The sequence below is a fragment of the Chryseobacterium sp. PET-29 genome (assembly GCF_025736815.1).
GTDB lineage: Bacteria > Bacteroidota > Bacteroidia > Flavobacteriales > Weeksellaceae > Chryseobacterium > Chryseobacterium nepalense.
Genome location: NZ_CP107053.1, coordinates 916532 through 933791, shown reverse-complemented (window position 1 = coordinate 933791; position 17260 = coordinate 916532). Strand labels below are relative to the sequence as shown.

Annotated in this window: 16 protein-coding genes; 11 read left to right on the top strand and 5 right to left on the bottom strand. The window is 37.5% G+C overall.

Annotated features, from left to right (window positions below; genetic code table 11):
- Positions 1–57 precede the first annotated feature (57 nt).
- Positions 58–2460, top strand: a complete 2403-nt coding sequence (locus tag ODE14_RS04110) for an alpha/beta hydrolase family protein (RefSeq protein ID WP_263603070.1) — start codon at positions 58–60, stop codon at positions 2458–2460.
- 62 nt (positions 2461–2522) lie between these two features.
- Positions 2523–3263 (top strand): hypothetical protein, encoded by a 741-nt coding sequence (locus tag ODE14_RS04105; protein WP_263603069.1) that lies wholly within the window; start codon positions 2523–2525, stop codon positions 3261–3263.
- Here ODE14_RS04105 and ODE14_RS04100 read toward each other — a convergent pair.
- Positions 3253–3957 (bottom strand): HAD family hydrolase, encoded by a 705-nt coding sequence (locus ODE14_RS04100; RefSeq protein WP_263603068.1) that lies wholly within the window; start codon positions 3955–3957, stop codon positions 3253–3255. The two genes, ODE14_RS04105 and ODE14_RS04100, sit on opposite strands and share 11 nt — an antisense overlap.
- Positions 3958–4044: 87 nt before the next feature.
- Between ODE14_RS04100 and ODE14_RS04095 the strand changes: the two genes are divergently transcribed.
- Positions 4045–4623 carry a Crp/Fnr family transcriptional regulator gene (locus ODE14_RS04095; protein ID WP_263603821.1) on the top strand — a complete coding sequence of 193 codons (579 nt, stop codon included), beginning with the start codon at positions 4045–4047 and terminating at the stop codon, positions 4621–4623.
- A 53-nt stretch (positions 4624–4676) separates the two neighbouring features.
- Positions 4677–5180, top strand: a complete 504-nt coding sequence (locus tag ODE14_RS04090; RefSeq protein WP_263603067.1) for a GNAT family N-acetyltransferase — start codon at positions 4677–4679, stop codon at positions 5178–5180.
- Here the strand turns inward: ODE14_RS04090 and ODE14_RS04085 are convergent, their stop codons facing one another.
- Complete coding sequence (locus ODE14_RS04085) at positions 5181–7628, bottom strand: ligase-associated DNA damage response DEXH box helicase (protein ID WP_263603066.1); 2448 nt, start codon at positions 7626–7628, stop codon at positions 5181–5183.
- Positions 7629–7773: 145 nt separating this feature from the next.
- On the opposite strand from ODE14_RS04085, the gene ODE14_RS04080 reads away from it, so the two are divergent.
- Positions 7774–8025: a type II toxin-antitoxin system ParD family antitoxin gene (locus ODE14_RS04080; RefSeq protein WP_263603065.1), complete on the top strand. Its 252-nt coding sequence runs from the start codon at positions 7774–7776 to the stop codon at positions 8023–8025.
- Positions 8018–8317 (top strand): type II toxin-antitoxin system RelE/ParE family toxin, encoded by a 300-nt coding sequence (locus tag ODE14_RS04075; protein WP_263603064.1) that lies wholly within the window; start codon positions 8018–8020, stop codon positions 8315–8317. The genes ODE14_RS04080 and ODE14_RS04075 overlap by 8 nt, the downstream gene beginning before the upstream one ends.
- Before the next feature lie 9 nt (positions 8318–8326).
- On the opposite strand, the gene ODE14_RS04070 is transcribed toward ODE14_RS04075, so the two are convergent.
- The 3 genes from ODE14_RS04070 to ODE14_RS04060 are packed head-to-tail and all read right to left on the bottom strand — an operon-like array spanning position 8327 to position 12501.
- Positions 8327–9907 (bottom strand): ATP-dependent DNA ligase, encoded by a 1581-nt coding sequence (locus ODE14_RS04070; RefSeq protein WP_263603063.1) that lies wholly within the window; start codon positions 9905–9907, stop codon positions 8327–8329.
- A gap of 30 nt (positions 9908–9937) precedes the next feature.
- The gene (locus ODE14_RS04065) at positions 9938–10954 is read right to left on the bottom strand and encodes a ligase-associated DNA damage response exonuclease (RefSeq protein ID WP_263603062.1); all 1017 of its coding nucleotides are present in this window, start codon (positions 10952–10954) and stop codon (positions 9938–9940) included.
- Positions 10955–10998: 44 nt separating this feature from the next.
- Entirely contained in the window at positions 10999–12501 is a 1503-nt protein-coding gene (locus tag ODE14_RS04060; protein ID WP_263603061.1) for a PLP-dependent aminotransferase family protein, read from the bottom strand.
- Between the two features lie 63 nt (positions 12502–12564).
- On the opposite strand from ODE14_RS04060, the gene ODE14_RS04055 reads away from it, so the two are divergent.
- Genes ODE14_RS04055 through bioA form a run of 5 tightly spaced genes read left to right on the top strand, consistent with a single transcriptional unit; the run spans position 12565 to position 17234 of the window.
- Positions 12565–13188, top strand: a complete 624-nt coding sequence (locus tag ODE14_RS04055; RefSeq protein ID WP_263603820.1) for a hypothetical protein — start codon at positions 12565–12567, stop codon at positions 13186–13188.
- On the top strand, positions 13181–14290 hold the full coding sequence (locus ODE14_RS04050; RefSeq protein WP_263603060.1) for an aminotransferase class I/II-fold pyridoxal phosphate-dependent enzyme: 1110 nt from the start codon (positions 13181–13183) through the stop codon (positions 14288–14290). Before ODE14_RS04055 ends, ODE14_RS04050 begins: the two co-directional genes overlap by 8 nt.
- Before the next feature lie 7 nt (positions 14291–14297).
- A complete protein-coding gene (gene bioD, locus ODE14_RS04045; protein ID WP_263603819.1) occupies positions 14298–14951 on the top strand; it encodes a dethiobiotin synthase in 654 nt (217 codons plus the stop codon).
- On the top strand, positions 14948–15931 hold the full coding sequence (gene bioB / locus ODE14_RS04040; RefSeq protein WP_263603059.1) for a biotin synthase BioB: 984 nt from the start codon (positions 14948–14950) through the stop codon (positions 15929–15931). Before bioD ends, bioB begins: the two co-directional genes overlap by 4 nt.
- 37 nt (positions 15932–15968) lie before the next feature.
- Positions 15969–17234, top strand: a complete 1266-nt coding sequence (bioA, locus tag ODE14_RS04035; RefSeq protein ID WP_263603058.1) for an adenosylmethionine--8-amino-7-oxononanoate transaminase — start codon at positions 15969–15971, stop codon at positions 17232–17234.
- Positions 17235–17260 lie beyond the last annotated feature (26 nt).

Below are 17260 nucleotides of genomic sequence, written 5' to 3'. Positions count from 1 at the left end.
AACGGAAAGAGACTCAGGTTAACATAAAATTCATTAAATTCGTCAAAAAGAGAATTAATGAAGATAAAGTTAACCATCTGCCTTCTTGCGTTTCTTAATTTCTATCAGGCGCAGGAAAACATCAGTTACCAAAAGCCATCTGCCGAAATTTTAAAGTTGGCAGACTATGAAAGACCCCCGAGTGTCTTAATGAACAGCAAAAAAGACTGGATTGTTTTCAGCTACCGACCGACTTATAAAACCCTTGAAGATCTTAGCCAGCAGGAAATGAAACTTGGCGGACTCAGAATAAATCCGGTGACTAATATTTCAAGCTCAGCTACCTATATTAATAATTTAAAAGTTCGAAAGCTGAATGATAAAACCGAAGTTCAGGTTAAAAACTTACCGCAAAACCCTAAAATTGCGTACACTTCATTTTCCCCGGACGAAAAATCTTTTGCGTTTACCAATACCACTAACAAAGGTGTTGAGCTCTGGATCGTCGATCTTGAAACTGCAACGGCAAGAAAAATTACTTCAGATAACCTGAACGCCAATCTGGGAAGCCCTTATACCTGGAATAAAGATTCAAAAAATTTATTGCTAAAAGTTCTTCCTCAGAACAGACCAGCACTGATTGATTCCAGTAAAGATCTTCCGACAGGACCTATTGTTTCAACTTCTGATGGCAAGGTTTCACAAAACAGAACGTATCAGGATCTGCTTAAAAATCCTCAGGATGAAAAGAATTTTGAAATTCTCACCGCTTCCGAAATCTATAATGCAGATCTTCAGGGAAATCTTAAGAAAATTAAAGATCAGGATATGTACACCGGCCTGAGCTATTCTCCGGACGGAAATTACCTGATGGCCACAACCATTAAAAAACCATTTTCTTATATTGTTCCTTTAAGCCGTTTTCCGATGACAACAACAGTTTACGACACCAACGGAAATGTTGTAAAAGTGGTTAATGAAATTCCTTTGAATGAGATTATGCCGAAAGGCTTTTCATCGGTAAGAATGGGAAAAAGAGATATGGGATGGAGAAGCGATATGCCTGCAACCCTTGTTTATGCTGAAGCGCTGGACGGTGGGGATCAGTCAAAACCGGCAGATTTCAGGGATGAAATTTTTACCTGGGAAGCTCCTTTCAGCAATGCCCCGAAATCATTCTTCAAAACAAAACAAAGATATGAAGGAACCAGCTGGACCAACGATCATTATGCTATTGTTTCAGAAGGCTGGTACGATACTCGAAATACTAAATCTTATCTGATTGACCTGAATAACGGAGAATCTAAAGTAATCGACGACAGAAATTATCAGGATGTTTACAATGATCCGGGAAATTTTAACACCACCAAAAACCAATACGGAAGATATGTGGTTGATATGAAAGGAGGGAAGTCCTACCTTATTGGTGCCGGGTTTACCAAAGACGGACAGCACCCGTTTCTGGATGAGATGGATATGAAGACTTTAAAAAAGAAGAGACTTTACACCTCCAATCTTAAAAATGCAAAAGAAGAAATCATCGATATTTTGAATCCTTCAAAAGGGGAAATTTTGACAACCCAACAGTCGTCAAGCCAATATCCGAACTATTACAAAAAAAATATAAAATCCAATAAAGCAGAACCGGTAACCCAGTTTGCCAATCCGTTTGAAAGCATCAAAGACGTTTATAAGGAAGTTATTACCTACAAAAGAAATGATGGAGTAACATTAACAGGAACCCTTTATCTTCCTGCAGGTTATGACAGAAAGGCAAAGACCGAAAAACTTCCGTTGCTGATCTGGGCTTATCCTACGGAATATAAAGACAAAAATACGGCAGGCCAGAATACCCAAAATCCGAATGATTTCACTTTCCCGTATTACGGATCTTTCGTATACTGGACGACCAAAGGCTACGCTGTTTTGGATGACGCTGCATTCCCGATTATCGGAGAAGGAAAAACAGAACCGAACGACACTTTCATTCCGCAGTTGGTTGCCAATGCTGAAGCAGCCATTAATGCTGTTGATCAGCTCGGATACATCGACCGTAAAAAAGTTGCGGTGGGAGGACATTCTTATGGAGCATTCATGACAGCCAACCTTTTGACACATTCCAATCTTTTTGCCTGTGGAATTGCAAGAAGTGGTGCGTATAATCGTACATTGACACCTTTCGGATTCCAGAGCGAGCAGAGAAATTATTGGGATGTTCCGGAAATTTACAACACCATGTCACCATTTATGAATGCCGACAAAATGAAAACACCATTACTATTGGTTCACGGTGATGCCGATAACAATCCCGGGACATTTACCCTTCAGACGGAACGGTACTTCCAGGCGTTGAAAAATCTTGGCGCACCTGTAAAAATGGTTCTTCTTCCCAAGGAAGCTCACGGATATGTTGCGAAAGAAAACATTCTGCATTTGCTTTGGGAGCAGGATCAGTTTCTGGAGAAATGCTTGAAAAAATAATAATTTTTATAAAAATCCGTTCTGATCAGAACGGATTTTTTAGCTTAATAACCATATAATTCATGAAAACTTTCTTTTGTCTTTTATTCCTGCCAATAATGTTCTTTGGGCAATTATCACCAACAGTTAATAAACTCTATAACCTGCTATCACAAAGTGAAAGATATGAATCTAAAAATATTAGTATTGACGGACATAAAAGTGAAGTTTATAAAATCAATGAAAAGATCAAAAAAATAGCTTCCGATAGTGAAGTTGAATTTATTGCATTCAATGGTACTCCTTCTACAAAGCTTTATGCAATGAGCATCCTTTTTGATAGAAAATCCAAGTCCCTTGAAAAGCTCTTCAGGTATTATATTAAAAGTAAAGACTCTGTTCAAGTAATGATGGGCTGTGTGGTACAAACAAATACCATTGCTCATTTATTATACCAGCGAGTTATTGCAGAAAAACAAATTATCCATGAAGCTGATTGGGAAAGAAAATGGAAAGACAGTATGATTGCCAATCATCAGCAAAATACATCTAAGTACATAAATTTAAAAGATATTATGAACACTACATCAGAATGGAAAACTGATGAAATTGATTCATTAAACTGGCGTTTAGACAAGATAATCCTAAGCAATCCCGAAAGTCCGAAGGTTATGGTGGAAGTACTTGCCGGATATCATTTACTTGAAGGCGTAAAAGTTCCTTACTTTGAAAAGTTAGCTTTTTTCGAAAAAAAATATAAATCGGAATACATTAATAAATACCTTAAATTTTGCAGATACGCCATTAAAGAATCTATTGATTAAATTTATTGTCTAAATAATTAATCATCTCACGAATATTTTTAAACTCCATAAAAAATTCAGATTCCGGTTTTTGTTCGTGGTGTTCGTGGACCCAGGTAAGATGATAAGGAATGTGAGCTGCGTAGCCGCCCATTTTCAATACAGGCAGAATATCCGATTTTATTGAATTTCCTACCATCAGAAAATGTTCGGGCTTACAATCCAGATGCCGGACCAGTTTCTGATAATCGCTCGTTTTTTTATCACTCATAATTTCAATATGATGAAAATAATCCTGCAGTCCAGATTTCTTAAGCTTTCGTTCCTGATCCAGCAGATCACCTTTTGTAGCAACTACCAATTGATACCGCTCTTTTAACTGGTCTAATGTTTCGGCGACACCGTCCAGAAGTTCAACAGGCTTCTGTAAAAGATCGTGTCCTATTTCAATGATTTTCCCAGCTAGTGATCTGTAACTTATTTCATTCGAGAGTTTCCCTGCCGTTTGCATCATACACAGCATAAAACCTTTTACCCCATAACCATACAGATGAAGATTCTTCATTTCAGTAGTAAATAATTCTTCAGAAACCGTCTTATTGGGCAGTTTATCTTTAAAAAGTTCACAAAAGGCCATTTCGGCTTCATGGAAATACGTTTCATTTACCCACAGGGTATCATCGGCATCAAAAGCAATCGTATGGACAGAATTCATAATACGTTAAAATTAGATTTTGTAATTTTCCGCTCCAAAATTCAGAAATAAATATCAACCAAAAAAGGACATTTGTCCCGGATTATCATGCTGAGAACGAATCAACCATTTTTAGATTATCTGGAAACGCTTTATCAGAAGCAGCCGGAAAAGGAAAATATTATTATAAAATCTTACGCCAAAGGAGAAAGATTACTTACGCAGAATGAAACTTCCACAAAAATAATGCTTATCAGAAGCGGCATTACCAAGTGCTATTTTATAGAAGAAAATGACAAAGAGTATATTGTTGAATTTTTGGGTAAAGGAGAAATTATCGGGGAAATTGAAGTTATTAAAAATGTTCCTTGTCTTTGCTCCATTGAAGCGATAACGGAAGTTACCGTGTATGCAATGTCGATCCCGTATTTTAAAGATCTGCTTAAAAATGATTTGGGGCTTAATAACTTTCTACTGGATGTTTTTGCGGAGCGTATCGTTAATACTTCAAGCAGGGCATCGTATCAGCAGCTTCATACGACGGAACATACACTCAATCAGTTTCTGGAATTAAAATCTAAAGAAATGGAAATTTCAAAAGAAGATATGGCTGCTTATCTGGGAATCAGCGTCAGAAGCTTAAACCGAAGCCTTAAAGAACTGAAAGATCCAGACGCCGAAGAATAATCATATAAAAAGAAAAATCTTCATGTATATTTGCAGATAAATGCTGCCGTCCTATGGAAGAATTAACCTTTAGAAATGCTACTCTTGAAGATTTACCGAAAATTGTAGAAATCTACAATTCTACCATTCCTTCCCGAATGGTGACCGCCGATACCGAAAACATTTCTGTGGAAAGCAGAATACAGTGGTTTCACGATCATAATCCTCAAACCCGGCCGCTCTGGATGGTTGAAGATATAGCAAAAAATATTTTAGGTTGGGTAAGTTTTTCTTCATTTTACGGAAGACCGGCTTATAACGGAACGGTGGAGGTCAGCATTTATATGGATGAAAACTGTCGCGGAAAAGGATTCGGTAAAAAAGTTCTGCAATATTGTATTGATAATGCCGGAAAATTCGGGGTAAAAACCTTGCTGGGGTTGATTTTTCTTCATAACGAACCGAGTCTGAAGCTTTTCAGACATTTCGGTTTTGAAGACTGGGGAACATTTCCTAATGTTGCCGTATTGGATAATGTAGAAAGAACATTGGTCATTCTCGGCAAAAGAATAGGATAATTACCTGATTTTTTTTGCCTGATCTACCAACCTTTTGATTCTGGAATCTAAATCTTCACTGGAAAGCGTCTGACGGAGACTGTCTACTTTTATCGGGAAACTCAGCGGGGTAAAAGAATTGGCAAATTTCAGGATAACTTTTGATTTTTCAATTCTTTTAAATGCTTCTACAAGCCTCTGTTCCTGAAGCTGCATGTTGAAGACTTCCGTGTAGGCCTGTCTTACAAGGAAATGGTCAGGATCGTAATCTTCAAGCACTTTAAAAATGAGACCTGCGGAACTTTGTAACGATTTATTCGAACGCTGCTGTCCCGGGAAATTCTGAATCACCATTCCCGAAATTACCGCAATATCCCGAAATTTACGTCTAGCCATTTCTGCAGCATTGATGCTTGAAATAACGTCGGTCATCAAATTATCACGAGTCAGAATTTGTTCTAAATTATCTTCATTCAACGGAATTTGTTTATCACTGAATAATTCAAAACCATAATCATTCATCGCCATGGAAAATGAAATCGGCGCCAGTTTTGAAATACGGTACGCAATGAGTGCAGCCATTACTTCATGAACAAGCCTTCCTTCAAAAGGATACATAAACAAATGATAACCTTCACGGTTTTTAATTAACTCTACCAAAAATTCATTCTCTTCCGGAATGTGAGAACGTTCTTCCTGGTTAGCCAGAAGAGGATGTAGAAACTTTAATTCTTTTTCAGAAGATTTAGGATTAAGAGCTCCTGAAAGCTTTTCTCTTAAAAACTGTCCGAGATTGGAACTTAAAGGCAGCCTTCCGCCCAGATAGCTCGGTGCAAAAGCCTTTCCTTTGGAAGCCCGTACGAAAACCGTCATGTCTTTAATCATAGCAACTTCCAAAACGCGCCCGGCAAGAATGAATTTATCTTCTTTTTTTAATCTTGAGATAAAATATTCTTCCACCATACCGATATAGCCGCCGGAAATAAATTTTACTTTCAGCATAGCATCACTTACAATGACGCCCATATTCATCCGGTGAAGCATGGAAATTCTTCGTGAAGTTACTTTATACAAACCTGTTTCATCAATAACTACTTTATGAAATTCTTCATAGCTTTTCAGTGCCTTTCCGCCGATGGTTAAAAAATCGAGAATATTTTTCCATTCCTCATCCGTCATTTGCTGAAATGCAAAAGTTTCTTTGATCTGCGGATATATATCCTGTGGATAAAATCCGTCACCAATCGCCAGCGTCATCAGGAATTGTACCAATACATCAAAACACAGAACCTGAGGATCACGAGGCTCAATTACGTTATTTTTTACAGCTTCTTTCAATGCCGAAACCTCAATTAGTTCTAAGGAATGGGTCGGAACGCAATAGATTTTGGAAGTTTCGAAAGGGGAGTGGCCACTTCGTCCGGCCCGCTGCAGAAATCTTGCAACTCCTTTTGCAGAACCAATCTGAATAACCGTATCTACCGGTTTAAAATCGATTCCTAAATCTAAAGATGAGGTAGATACCACCGCTTTCAGTTTTCCGTTGCTGAGGTTTTCTTCAATCCAGATTCTGAGATGAGCATCAATCGAACTGTGATGAATGGCAATCTGTCCCGCAAAATCCGGATAAGCATCCAGCAAAAGCTGATACCACATTTCGCTCTGGCTTCTGGTATTGGTAAAAACAATCGTTGAATTGGAATTCAGGATAATCGGAACCACCTTATCTGCAAGTTTATGCCCGAGATGTCCAGCCCACGGAAGAATTTCCACTTCATCCGGAAATACGGAGAGAATATCGATTTTCTTTTTCTCCTTCGCTGTAATTTTTGCTTTTTTGATATTATAAGGAATCAGAACTTCCATGGCTTCATCCAGATTACCGATGGTAGCTGTAATTCCCCAGATTTTAAGTTTCGGAACATATTTTCTCAGCTGTGATATTCCGATCTCAACCATTACGCCGCGCTTGGAACCGAGGAGTTCATGCCATTCATCAATCACGATGGTCTGTAAATCCTGAAAAAACCGCTGATGTTTCTTTTGTCCGAGAAGCAAATGAAGGCTTTCGGGTGTTGCAACCAGAATTTCAGGCATGTTTTTAACCTGCTGCTGACGAATTTTCGGATCTGTATCTCCGTTTCTGACACCCACTGCCCAATCTAATCCGATTTCCTCAATAGCTTCCTGCATCGCTTTAGCAATATCTTTAGAAAGTGAGCGAAGAGGCGTGATCCAGATCATTTTCAGGCCTTTTCCGTATTTTTCGGGCCGATTGAGAAAGTCTGAAATTAATGCTAAAAAGACCGAATAGGTTTTTCCGAAACCTGTTGGCGCGACAACCATTCCGCTGTAACCATTCCCGAATTTTTTCCAGGTTTCAATCTGAAACCTGAAAGGGGAAATGTTTTTATCAGCCATCCATTGCTGAATAACGTTGAAGCCGTTGGTATTTTCGAATGTTGTCAATTAACTGTTATTTATTATGGCAAAAGTTTTAATAGTAATTATAAATATATTCCAATAATTATTCCATCAATTTAATGAAAAATATTTATCTTAAAATTTGTTTAATTACCAAAAATTGGTAACTTTATTCAATTAAAATAAAAAAATGGGAAGAAATACATCAGTCTCTCTAGGAGATTATTTTGAAGATTTTGTTGATTCTAAAGTTTCCGAAGGCAGATTTAAGAATGCCAGTGAAGTAATAAGAGCGGGATTAAGGCTTTTGGAACAGGAGGAAAATAAAATACAGATGCTTAAAAATGCGATTGAAGAAGGTATAAGCAGCGGGATTGCTCATGATTTTAATGCTGAGAAACATTTAGAATTAATGAAATTCAATCTGAAAAAAAATGGGTAACTATTTTCTAACTCATAAAGCTGTAGAAGATATTACAAAAATATATGAATACACGTATGAATTCTGGTCTGAAAAGCAAGCTGATTTATATTATGAAGAATTGATCAACTATTTTCAACTATTATGCGAAAATCCATACATCGGAAAAAATTATACAGAAATCAAATCTGATATTTACGGTTTTACAGCCAATAAGCATATTATTTTTTACAGAATTTTAAATACAGAAACAATTGAGATTGAAAGAATTCTGGGCACCGATATGGACTTAAAAAACAGAATGAAAGAATAAAAAACACAATTACTGTATCAGTTTCTTAATTTCCTCAAGGTCGTCAATTTCATCAACCTTTTTATCTTTACGCCATCTCAGAATCCTTGGAAATCTTAAAGCCACACCACTTTTATGTCGATTGCTGAACCCGATTCCTTCAAAAGCAATTTCAAAAACAAGTTCAGGTTTTACTGTTCTTACCGGTCCGAATTTCTCAATGGCATTTTTATTGACAAACTTGCTGACTTCCATAATTTCCTTATCCGTAAGACCTGAATAGGCTTTTGCAATGGTTACCAGCTTTTCTTCATTTTTTACGGCAAACGTATAATCGGTGTAATACGCGCTTCTTCTTCCGCTTCCTTTCTGGGCATAAATCAAAACTGCATCAATTGTCAGCGGGCTGATTTTCCATTTCCACCAGTCGCCTTTTTTTCTGCCGGAATGATATAGTGAATTTTTCTGTTTCAGCATTAAACCCTCACTGTTGATGTCTCTGGAATTTTCCCGGATATTGTTTAGTTCATCCCAGTTTTCGAATTCTATAACTTCTGAAATTTTAATATGCTCCGGATTTTCATTCAGCAATAATTCTTCCAGCATAGCTCTTCTTGCAGAGATCGGTTTTTCCCGTAAATCATTATTTTCAAGTTCCAGAAGATCGTATGCAAATACCTGAATCGGGACTTCGGAAAGCATTTTTTTAGTTAAAGTTTTTCTATTTAGTCTTTTCTGCAACTCATTAAAATTTAATACTTTATCGTCTTTCACTGCAAGTATTTCTCCATCTATAACAAAATCACCTTTCATGTTCTGAACTACTTCTCTTATTTCAGGAAATTGATCGGTAACCAGTTCTTCACCTCTGGACCAGATAAACACTTCATCATTTCTGCGAATGATCTGTCCGCGGATTCCGTCCCATTTGTATTCAATAAGCCATTCATCAGGTTTTCCCAATTCTTCCAGATCTTTCTCTAACGGATAGGCAAGACAGAAAGGATAAGGCTTGGAATTATCGGGATTGATATTTTCTGCGGAAATCAACTCGCGAAAGGAAACTTCATCAGGCTGCCATTTTCCCATAAGGCTGTGCATTAACGTGCTTGATTCCTGGTGGGAAAATTTCGTTAAAGCATTAATGAGTGTTTTATCGGAAACTCCAATCCGGAAGCTTCCGCCTAATAATTTATTAAAGATCAGACGTTCTGTATAGTCAAGTCCGTTCCATGAGTTGAGAACAAATTGTTTTTTTTCCTGATCGGTTTTATTTTTCAGATTAATAATTTCATTCATCCAATCGGATAACGAGCGGTCTATTTTTTCCTCCGGCGGAGGCAAAATCAATGAAATTGTTTCCCCCAGATCTCCCACAGAAGAGTAACTTTCCTGAAAAAGCCAGAATGGCAGCCTGGTAATTTCCAGTGCCCATTCTTTCATATAATTTGTGTTGACATTCCGCTTTGGTCTTTTACCGGTAAACAGGGCTATAAACCAAACTTTATCTTCATCAGGCGCACGTTCCAGATAATCAATGATGGCATCGATTTTTGCATTGGTTTTATTGGTGCTTTCCAAGGCGTTAATAAGCTCTGCGAAATGTTTCATTTTTTATTTATTGTAACAAACCTTGAAGGTTTAATTTTCTATGACTTCTTTTTCTTTTTCTTCCTCATCATCATCTCCGTATAATGTTTCTACGACATCCGATTTAATTCCGATTTCATTCAGATATTTGGAAAAGACTTCGGTTTGCCCGTGTGTCACGTGTACAAGTTCAGCTTCGGTAGCTTTTATAGCCTGCAAAAGTCCTTTCCAGTCGGCGTGATCACTCATTGCAAAACCTGCATCCGCACTTCGCCATCTTCTGGCTCCGCGCACCTGCATCCATCCTGAACAGATTGCTGTTGCCGCATTCGGAATTTTTTTAATGACATTCGAATCCAATAAAGCAGGCGGTACAATGACAATTTCATCCTGAAGATGCTTTACACTTTCCCTGAAATCCGGAATTTCATAATCAGGAAGATCAATTCCTACGGTTTCAAAAGCTTCATTCAATTTTCCTATGGAATAATGAACGTGTATTTTTCCCAGTCCTTCAACCGCTTTCATAATTCGCTGGGCTTTCCCCAAAGAATAACCGATAAATACGGAGGTTTTCTGATTTTCTTTATTCCTGAGAACCCAGCTTTGAAGTTTTTTATTCAGATCATCTATCTCCAGCCAATTATAAATGGGAAGTCCGAAAGTACTTTCGGTAACAAATTCATTACACCGTACCAATTCAAACGGAGTACTCAATCCGTCATCCTGAACTTTATAATCTCCGGAAACTACACTTACGTATCCTTTATATTCCAGTCTGATCTGTGCGGAACCGATGATATGACCGGCAGGATGAAGAGAAACTTTTACGCCATTGATATTGATCACTTCACCATATTCTACACTCTGGCATTCTATATCTTCACTGATCCTTTTATATAAAATCGGCTTTGTGAAGTGATGACAAAGGTATTTTTTCATTCCCCATCTTGCGTGGTCTGCATGTCCGTGTGTGATTACCGCAAGATCAACAGGTCTCCACGGATCAATATAGAATTTACCCTGCGGACAATAAATCCCTTTGTTTGTAAATGTAATTAATTTCAATGGTGTAAAGATTTAGAAACCTATATTCAAAAATCCAACCAAAATCAGATGTACTTACTTTTATCTTCTATTAACATACTTTTTGTATTCACTGAAAGAATTTCAACCGCTTTTTCCATCTCATTAGTACTGAAATTTCCGAAACCGAGACGCATTGCCGTGAGATTGCGGTTCTGATAAAGCAGGGTTTTAGGAATAAACAGATTATTTTGGGCACATTTTTTTGATAGCAGCATGAGATTTAGCGGGTTTTTCCATTCTGCCCAGAAAGCCAGTCCGCCGGAAGGTATTTTAAAATCAATATATTCATCCAGATGATGTTTAAGCAAAGCAGCAAAATGATCCCTCCGTTCTTTATAGATTTTCAGGGACTTTTTGAGATAACGGTTAATTTCTCCTTCGGCAATCATTTCCCCAAGAACATGTTCCATTAAAATATCGCCCTGCCTATCGATGATACCAAGATATTTTCTCATTTCGGTCATCACATTTTCCGGAGCTACAATAAAACCTGTACGAAATCCCGGAGCCAAAAGCTTCCCGAATGAGCCAATGTAAACAACCATTCCTGCTGTATCTGCGCTTGCCAACGGAAGAATAGGACTTTTATCATAATGAAAATCATAATCATAATCATCTTCCAGGATTATAAAACCGTACTCCTGAGAAAGATTTAAAAGCTCAAGCCTTCGTTTGGCACTCAATGTAACCGTAGTAGGATAATGGTGATGAGGCGTGAGATACAACATCCTGATTTTTTGTTTTTCACAAATCTTCCGGACTTCTTCCACATTGATCCCCTCTTCATCAATAGAAACTGTCCGGATATTAACGCCGGTCCGTTGAAAGATCATATTGACAGAGAAGTAGCTCAATTCCCCCACCAAAACCGTATCTCCCTGAGACAATAGTATCTCGGAAACAATATACATGCTCATTTCGGTGCTTCTTGTAATAAGGAGATTATTTTTTGAGATTGCCAATCCTCTTGATAAATTTAAATATTGCGAAAGATGTTGTTTAAAAAATTCACTTCCATCAGAATTGTATTGTCCGATCTTGTGTGCTTTTCTCTTTAAAATAGAACTGTAAATCCCGGAATACTGATCTACCTGCGTAAGTCGGATATCAGGAATTCCATCATTAAAAATATAGTCGCATTCAGAATGTTCAAAAGGATTATCCAGAATATTAGAAGTTTTAAAAGAGAATCCGGTTTGTTTAGGATAATTTTCAAGTTGATTTTGTCTGACAGGTTGTATTGTCGAACTATTCTGTTCTTTTCCTATCACAAATGTCCCTTTATTGGGGAAGCTTTCTATCCAGCCCTGAGCAAGCAGCTCATCATAAACGGAAATAATTGTATTTCGGTGGACCTCCAGAAGATTACTGAGCGTTCTTGTTCCGGGAAGCTTGGTTCCGTATGGAAGAAATCCCCGCTGAATAGCATTGATCAGCTGATTGGAAATCTGAATATAAACAGAAACATCAGATGATCTGTTTATTGCTATAAAACTTTGATAAGGAATTAAAACCGGACTACTCATTATCTTAAAACTGGTACCATATAACCATCCGGCAATATACTACTTTTGAAGCAAAACCATAAAATGACGCTTTATAATCTTCTTGAAAGAATTGTTAATAATGATGAATACCATGCTAAATGGCTCAACACCTTATCGTATATGGAAAATGCGGGAGCCAGAAAAATTTCTGCCAGCGAACATCCTTCTGAAGTAAATCTTATTCAGCTGAAACATGCCGCAGAAGAACACCGCCATGCGTATTATCTAAAAAAACAGATCCCTAAAATTACTTCATCATTTTGTGAAAATTACAAAAAAGAATATTTACTTGCATCTGCTTCTACCAGACATTATCTTCATCATTTAGATGTTAAAACTTGTAAATATCTGCAACAGCATTTTACTTTAACAAAAGAACATTTAAAATATGCCGCCTATCTTTTTGTAACGTATGCAATTGAAGTTCGTGCTGATGAACTATATCCGGTTTATCAGGAAATCCTTACGAAATACAGCTCAAAGATTATGGTTAAATCTATCATTCTTGAAGAAGAAGGCCATCTGGAAGAAATGATCATTCAGCTGGATCATTTTTGCGAGCAGTGGAAAATTCATGCAGAACATATTTTAACAATAGAAAATGATCTATACCAACAGTGGATCAACAGCATTTCACAGGAAGTTTTGAAAACAGAACATGCTTAATCACTTTTTACCGTTGGAGGAAGCTTTAGAAAAAAGAAAACAAACAGGAATCTTAAGAACATTACGAGCTAGAAATGAGGGTGTGGATTTTTATTCCAATGATTATCTGGGATTTGCAAAAAATAAAAATTTCCGGAATCTACTTTTAAAAACGGTTCAGAAAAACCCTGATTTGCTAAAAGGTAGTACCGGTTCAAGACTGATCAGCGGGAATACTAATGTTGTTACGGAAACGGAAGAATTTATTGCTAAAGAACATCAATATGAGGCTGCGCTTCTGTTTTCTTCGGGATACAATGCCAATCTTGCTTTGTTTGCTTCACTTCCAAACCGTCATGATACTATTATTGTGGATGAAAAAATTCACCGTTCAGTACATGATGGCTGTAAAATGTCAAATGCTAAAAAAATAAAATTCAGGCATAACGACTGCGGACATCTTGAAGATATTCTGAAAAGACAACAGGGTAATATTTATATTGCTGTTGAAAGTTTGTATTCGATGGACGGAGATTTTTGCCCCCTTCAGGAGATTGCAGAACTTGCAAAGAAGTATCAGGCTGGACTTATTGTGGATGAAGCTCATGCTTTCGGAGTTTTTGGATATGGCCTTGTTCACCGTTTAAGTATTCATGAAAAAGTCCTTGCTACCGTAGTGACGTACGGAAAAGCATTGGGAACACACGGAGCCGCAGTATTAACGAACGACATAATAAAATCATACCTCATCAATTTTGCCTCGCCATTTATTTACACGACGGCTGCTCATGATTTTTTATGGATAAGCATTTCTAAAGGATATGAATTTTTAAATGAAAATAAAGCAGCATCCGTTCAGCTGCAAAAAAACATCAGCACTTTCCGGAAATGGAATGTGAAGAGTCCTTCCGATGAAAACAGTCCGATCCAGTCCGTTATAATACCTGATAACAATCAATTAAAACTATTATCACAAACTTTATGCGATAACGGGTTTTTAACCTATCCCATTTTCAGTCCCACTGTAAAAGAAGGTGCTGAAAGACTTAGAATCTGCCTCCATAGCTTTAATACAGAAGAAGAAATCGTAAAGCTTACAGAACTTATTAATGAATTTACCTGAAGAAATTATGGATCATAAAACAGTACTTCCAAAAAACGAAAATTCAGAACAGCAATTATTATTCATCACCGGAATCGGCACGGAAGTAGGAAAGACCGTCTGTTCTGCAATTGTAACAAAATATTTTAATGCAGAATATTGGAAACCCGTACAATCCGGTGATCTTGATTTTTCCGACAGTATAAAAGTAAAAGAGTGGACAGGAAAAAATACCGTTTGCCATCCTGAAAAATATCGCCTCAAACTGGCTTCATCACCTCATCAGTCGGCAAAAGAAGAAGAAATTACCATTGATCTGAACAGTTTTAAGCTTCCTGAAACAAGCAATAATTTAATCGTCGAAGGAGCAGGCGGTCTCATGGTTCCATTAAATGACAAACATTTTATCATTGATCTGATTCAAAAGCTGAATATCCCCACTGTGCTGGTAGTAAAAAATTATCTGGGATGCATTAATCACACTTTATTATCGATCATGGCTTTAGAACAAAGAAAGATTAAGCTAAAATATATTATTCTAAACGGAAATTTTCCCGTGGATACCGAAAGGATTATTCTTAAAAATATTCAGCCGGAAACAACCATCATCAAAATTCCTCATTTAGAAGAAATAACAATTGAAAATATAGAAACTGCTGCAAAACAATTAGAAATATTATGAAAGAACACACAATTTTAAGAAATGACTGGACCAGGGAAGAAATAGAACAAATTTATAATCTCCCGCTTCTCGAGCTTATCTACAAAGCCGCTACTGTACATCGCGAATGGCATAATCCTGAAGAAGTTCAGATGTCTACTTTACTTTCCATAAAAACCGGCGGATGCCCTGAAGACTGTTCTTATTGCGGACAGGCTGCAAGGTATCATACCAATATTAAAATACAGGCCTTATTACCGACAGAAACCGTTATTGAACACGCCAAAAAGGCAAAAGAAGGAGGCTCTTCAAGGTTCTGTATGGCGGCGGCATGGAGAGAAGTACGCAACAATCGTGATTTTGACCGTGTTATTGACATGGTGAAAGGTGTTAATGAACTCGGAATGGAAGTCTGCTGTACTTTGGGAATGCTTACAGAAGAACAGGCGGTCCGCCTCCAGGAAGCAGGCCTGTATGCTTACAATCATAATCTGGACACATCAGAACAATATTATGAAGAAATTATCTCAACCAGAACTTTTGACAACAGAATTAATACAATCAATAATGTGAGAAAGGCTGGTATTACGGTATGTTCAGGTGGAATTATCGGACTGGGAGAAACACATGGCGACAGGATTTCCATGCTTTTAACCTTAGCAACAATGCCAAAGCATCCGGAATCAGTTCCCATCAACGCACTGGCAAGAGTGAAGGGAACTCCTCTTGAAAATAACGAAAAAACCGATACCTGGGAAATGGTAAGGATGATTGCCACAGCAAGAATTATCATGCCTTCTTCTATGGTTCGCCTTAGTGCAGGAAGAATTGAAATGACTGATTTTGAACAGGGTTGGTGCTTTATGGCAGGAGCGAATTCCATTTTTACCGGAGAAAGAGAAACTCTTTTGGTAACCCCGAATCCGGGAGTTTCAGAAGATTTGCAGCTTTTGAAAACATTAGGATTAAAACCCATGGCAAAAGAAAAAACAATGTGTTAGAACGTGAAATATAAATGGTTAATTTTAAATATTATTTATGAATTTATCTGAACGCGATAATGCCGTCAACTGGCATCCTTATACACAGATGAAGACAGCCAATGATATCATTCCGATTGTAAAAGGAGAGGGAATTTATCTTTTTGATGAAAAAGGAAATAAATATATCGATGCGGTTTCTTCGTGGTGGGTTACCCTTCACGGGCATGCACATCCATATATTGCACAAAGAGTTTCGGAACAGCTGAATACTTTGGAACAGGTTATTTTTGCGGGTTTCACCCATGAACCTGCCATACAGCTGTCAGAAAATTTACTGGAACTTCTCCCTGAACACCAAAAGAAAGTTTTTTATTCCGATAACGGTTCTACGGCGGTTGAAGTAGCTTTAAAAATGTGTATTCAATATGCTCATAATCAAAATCATAAAAAAACAAAGATTCTGGCTCTGAATAATGCTTACCATGGAGATACTTTCGGAGCGATGTCAGTCAGCGGAAGAAGTGCCTGGACAAAGCCTTTCGGTGAAATGCTTTTTGAAGTCGTTTTTATAGATGCTCCGACCTCGCAAAACCTCGACAGTTTAAAAGCGTTCATCAAAAATATTTCAGATGAAATTGCCTGTTTCATTTACGAACCACTTGTCCAAGGTGCTGCAGGAATGTTAATGCATAAAGCAGAAGATCTTGCGGAATTAATGAAATTCTGCAGAGAACAGAAAATTCTGATGATTCAGGATGAGGTATTCACCGGTTTCGGAAGAACTGGAAAATTATTTGCTGCAAACCATCTTTCTGAACAGCCCGATATTATGTGCTTTTCCAAAGGTCTGACAGGCGGTACGATGCCAATGGGTATTACCACCTGTTCACAGAAGATTTTTGATGCTTTTTTATCAGAAGATCAATACAAAACATTGTTTCACGGACATTCTTTTACTGCCAATCCGCTAGCCTGTACAGCGGCTATTGCCAGCATGGAACTTCTATTGAAACCAGAAACATTGCAGCGTATTGCTGTTATAACTGAAAAACATTCCGGGTTTGTAAAAACATTGGAACAACATCCAAAGGTTGAGAAAGTACGGCAGACAGGAACAATCCTGGCATGGGAAATCATCAGCAGCCAACAGACTTCCTATTTTAACAATATGGGTAAAATATTGTATAAAGAATTTCTGAAAAGGGGAATTATCCTGCGTCCTTTGGGAAATGTAATGTATCTGGTTCCGCCATATTGTATTACTGCTGAAGAATTGGAGCTTATTTATCATCAAATCACTGAAGTTTTGGATCAATTTTAAAATCAGACAAGAAAATCAGATACAGA

Excerpts from the sequence above, each read along its gene's own strand:
- ODE14_RS04110 (WP_263603070.1), top strand. The coding sequence starts at position 58 with ATGAAGATAAAGTTAACCATCTGCCTTCTTGCGTTTCTTAATTTCTAT.
- ODE14_RS04105 (WP_263603069.1), top strand. The coding sequence starts at position 2,523 with ATGAAAACTTTCTTTTGTCTTTTATTCCTGCCAATAATGTTCTTTGGG.
- ODE14_RS04100 (WP_263603068.1), bottom strand. The coding sequence starts at position 3,957 with ATGAATTCTGTCCATACGATTGCTTTTGATGCCGATGATACCCTGTGG.
- ODE14_RS04095 (WP_263603821.1), top strand. The coding sequence starts at position 4,045 with ATGCTGAGAACGAATCAACCATTTTTAGATTATCTGGAAACGCTTTAT.
- ODE14_RS04090 (WP_263603067.1), top strand. The coding sequence starts at position 4,677 with ATGGAAGAATTAACCTTTAGAAATGCTACTCTTGAAGATTTACCGAAA.
- ODE14_RS04080 (WP_263603065.1), top strand. The coding sequence starts at position 7,774 with ATGGGAAGAAATACATCAGTCTCTCTAGGAGATTATTTTGAAGATTTT.
- ODE14_RS04075 (WP_263603064.1), top strand. The coding sequence starts at position 8,018 with ATGGGTAACTATTTTCTAACTCATAAAGCTGTAGAAGATATTACAAAA.
- ODE14_RS04070 (WP_263603063.1), bottom strand. The coding sequence starts at position 9,907 with ATGAAACATTTCGCAGAGCTTATTAACGCCTTGGAAAGCACCAATAAA.
- ODE14_RS04060 (WP_263603061.1), bottom strand. The coding sequence starts at position 12,501 with ATGAGTAGTCCGGTTTTAATTCCTTATCAAAGTTTTATAGCAATAAAC.
- ODE14_RS04055 (WP_263603820.1), top strand. The coding sequence starts at position 12,565 with ATGACGCTTTATAATCTTCTTGAAAGAATTGTTAATAATGATGAATAC.
- ODE14_RS04050 (WP_263603060.1), top strand. The coding sequence starts at position 13,181 with ATGCTTAATCACTTTTTACCGTTGGAGGAAGCTTTAGAAAAAAGAAAA.
- bioD (WP_263603819.1), top strand. The coding sequence starts at position 14,298 with ATGGATCATAAAACAGTACTTCCAAAAAACGAAAATTCAGAACAGCAA.
- bioB (WP_263603059.1), top strand. The coding sequence starts at position 14,948 with ATGAAAGAACACACAATTTTAAGAAATGACTGGACCAGGGAAGAAATA.
- bioA (WP_263603058.1), top strand. The coding sequence starts at position 15,969 with ATGAATTTATCTGAACGCGATAATGCCGTCAACTGGCATCCTTATACA.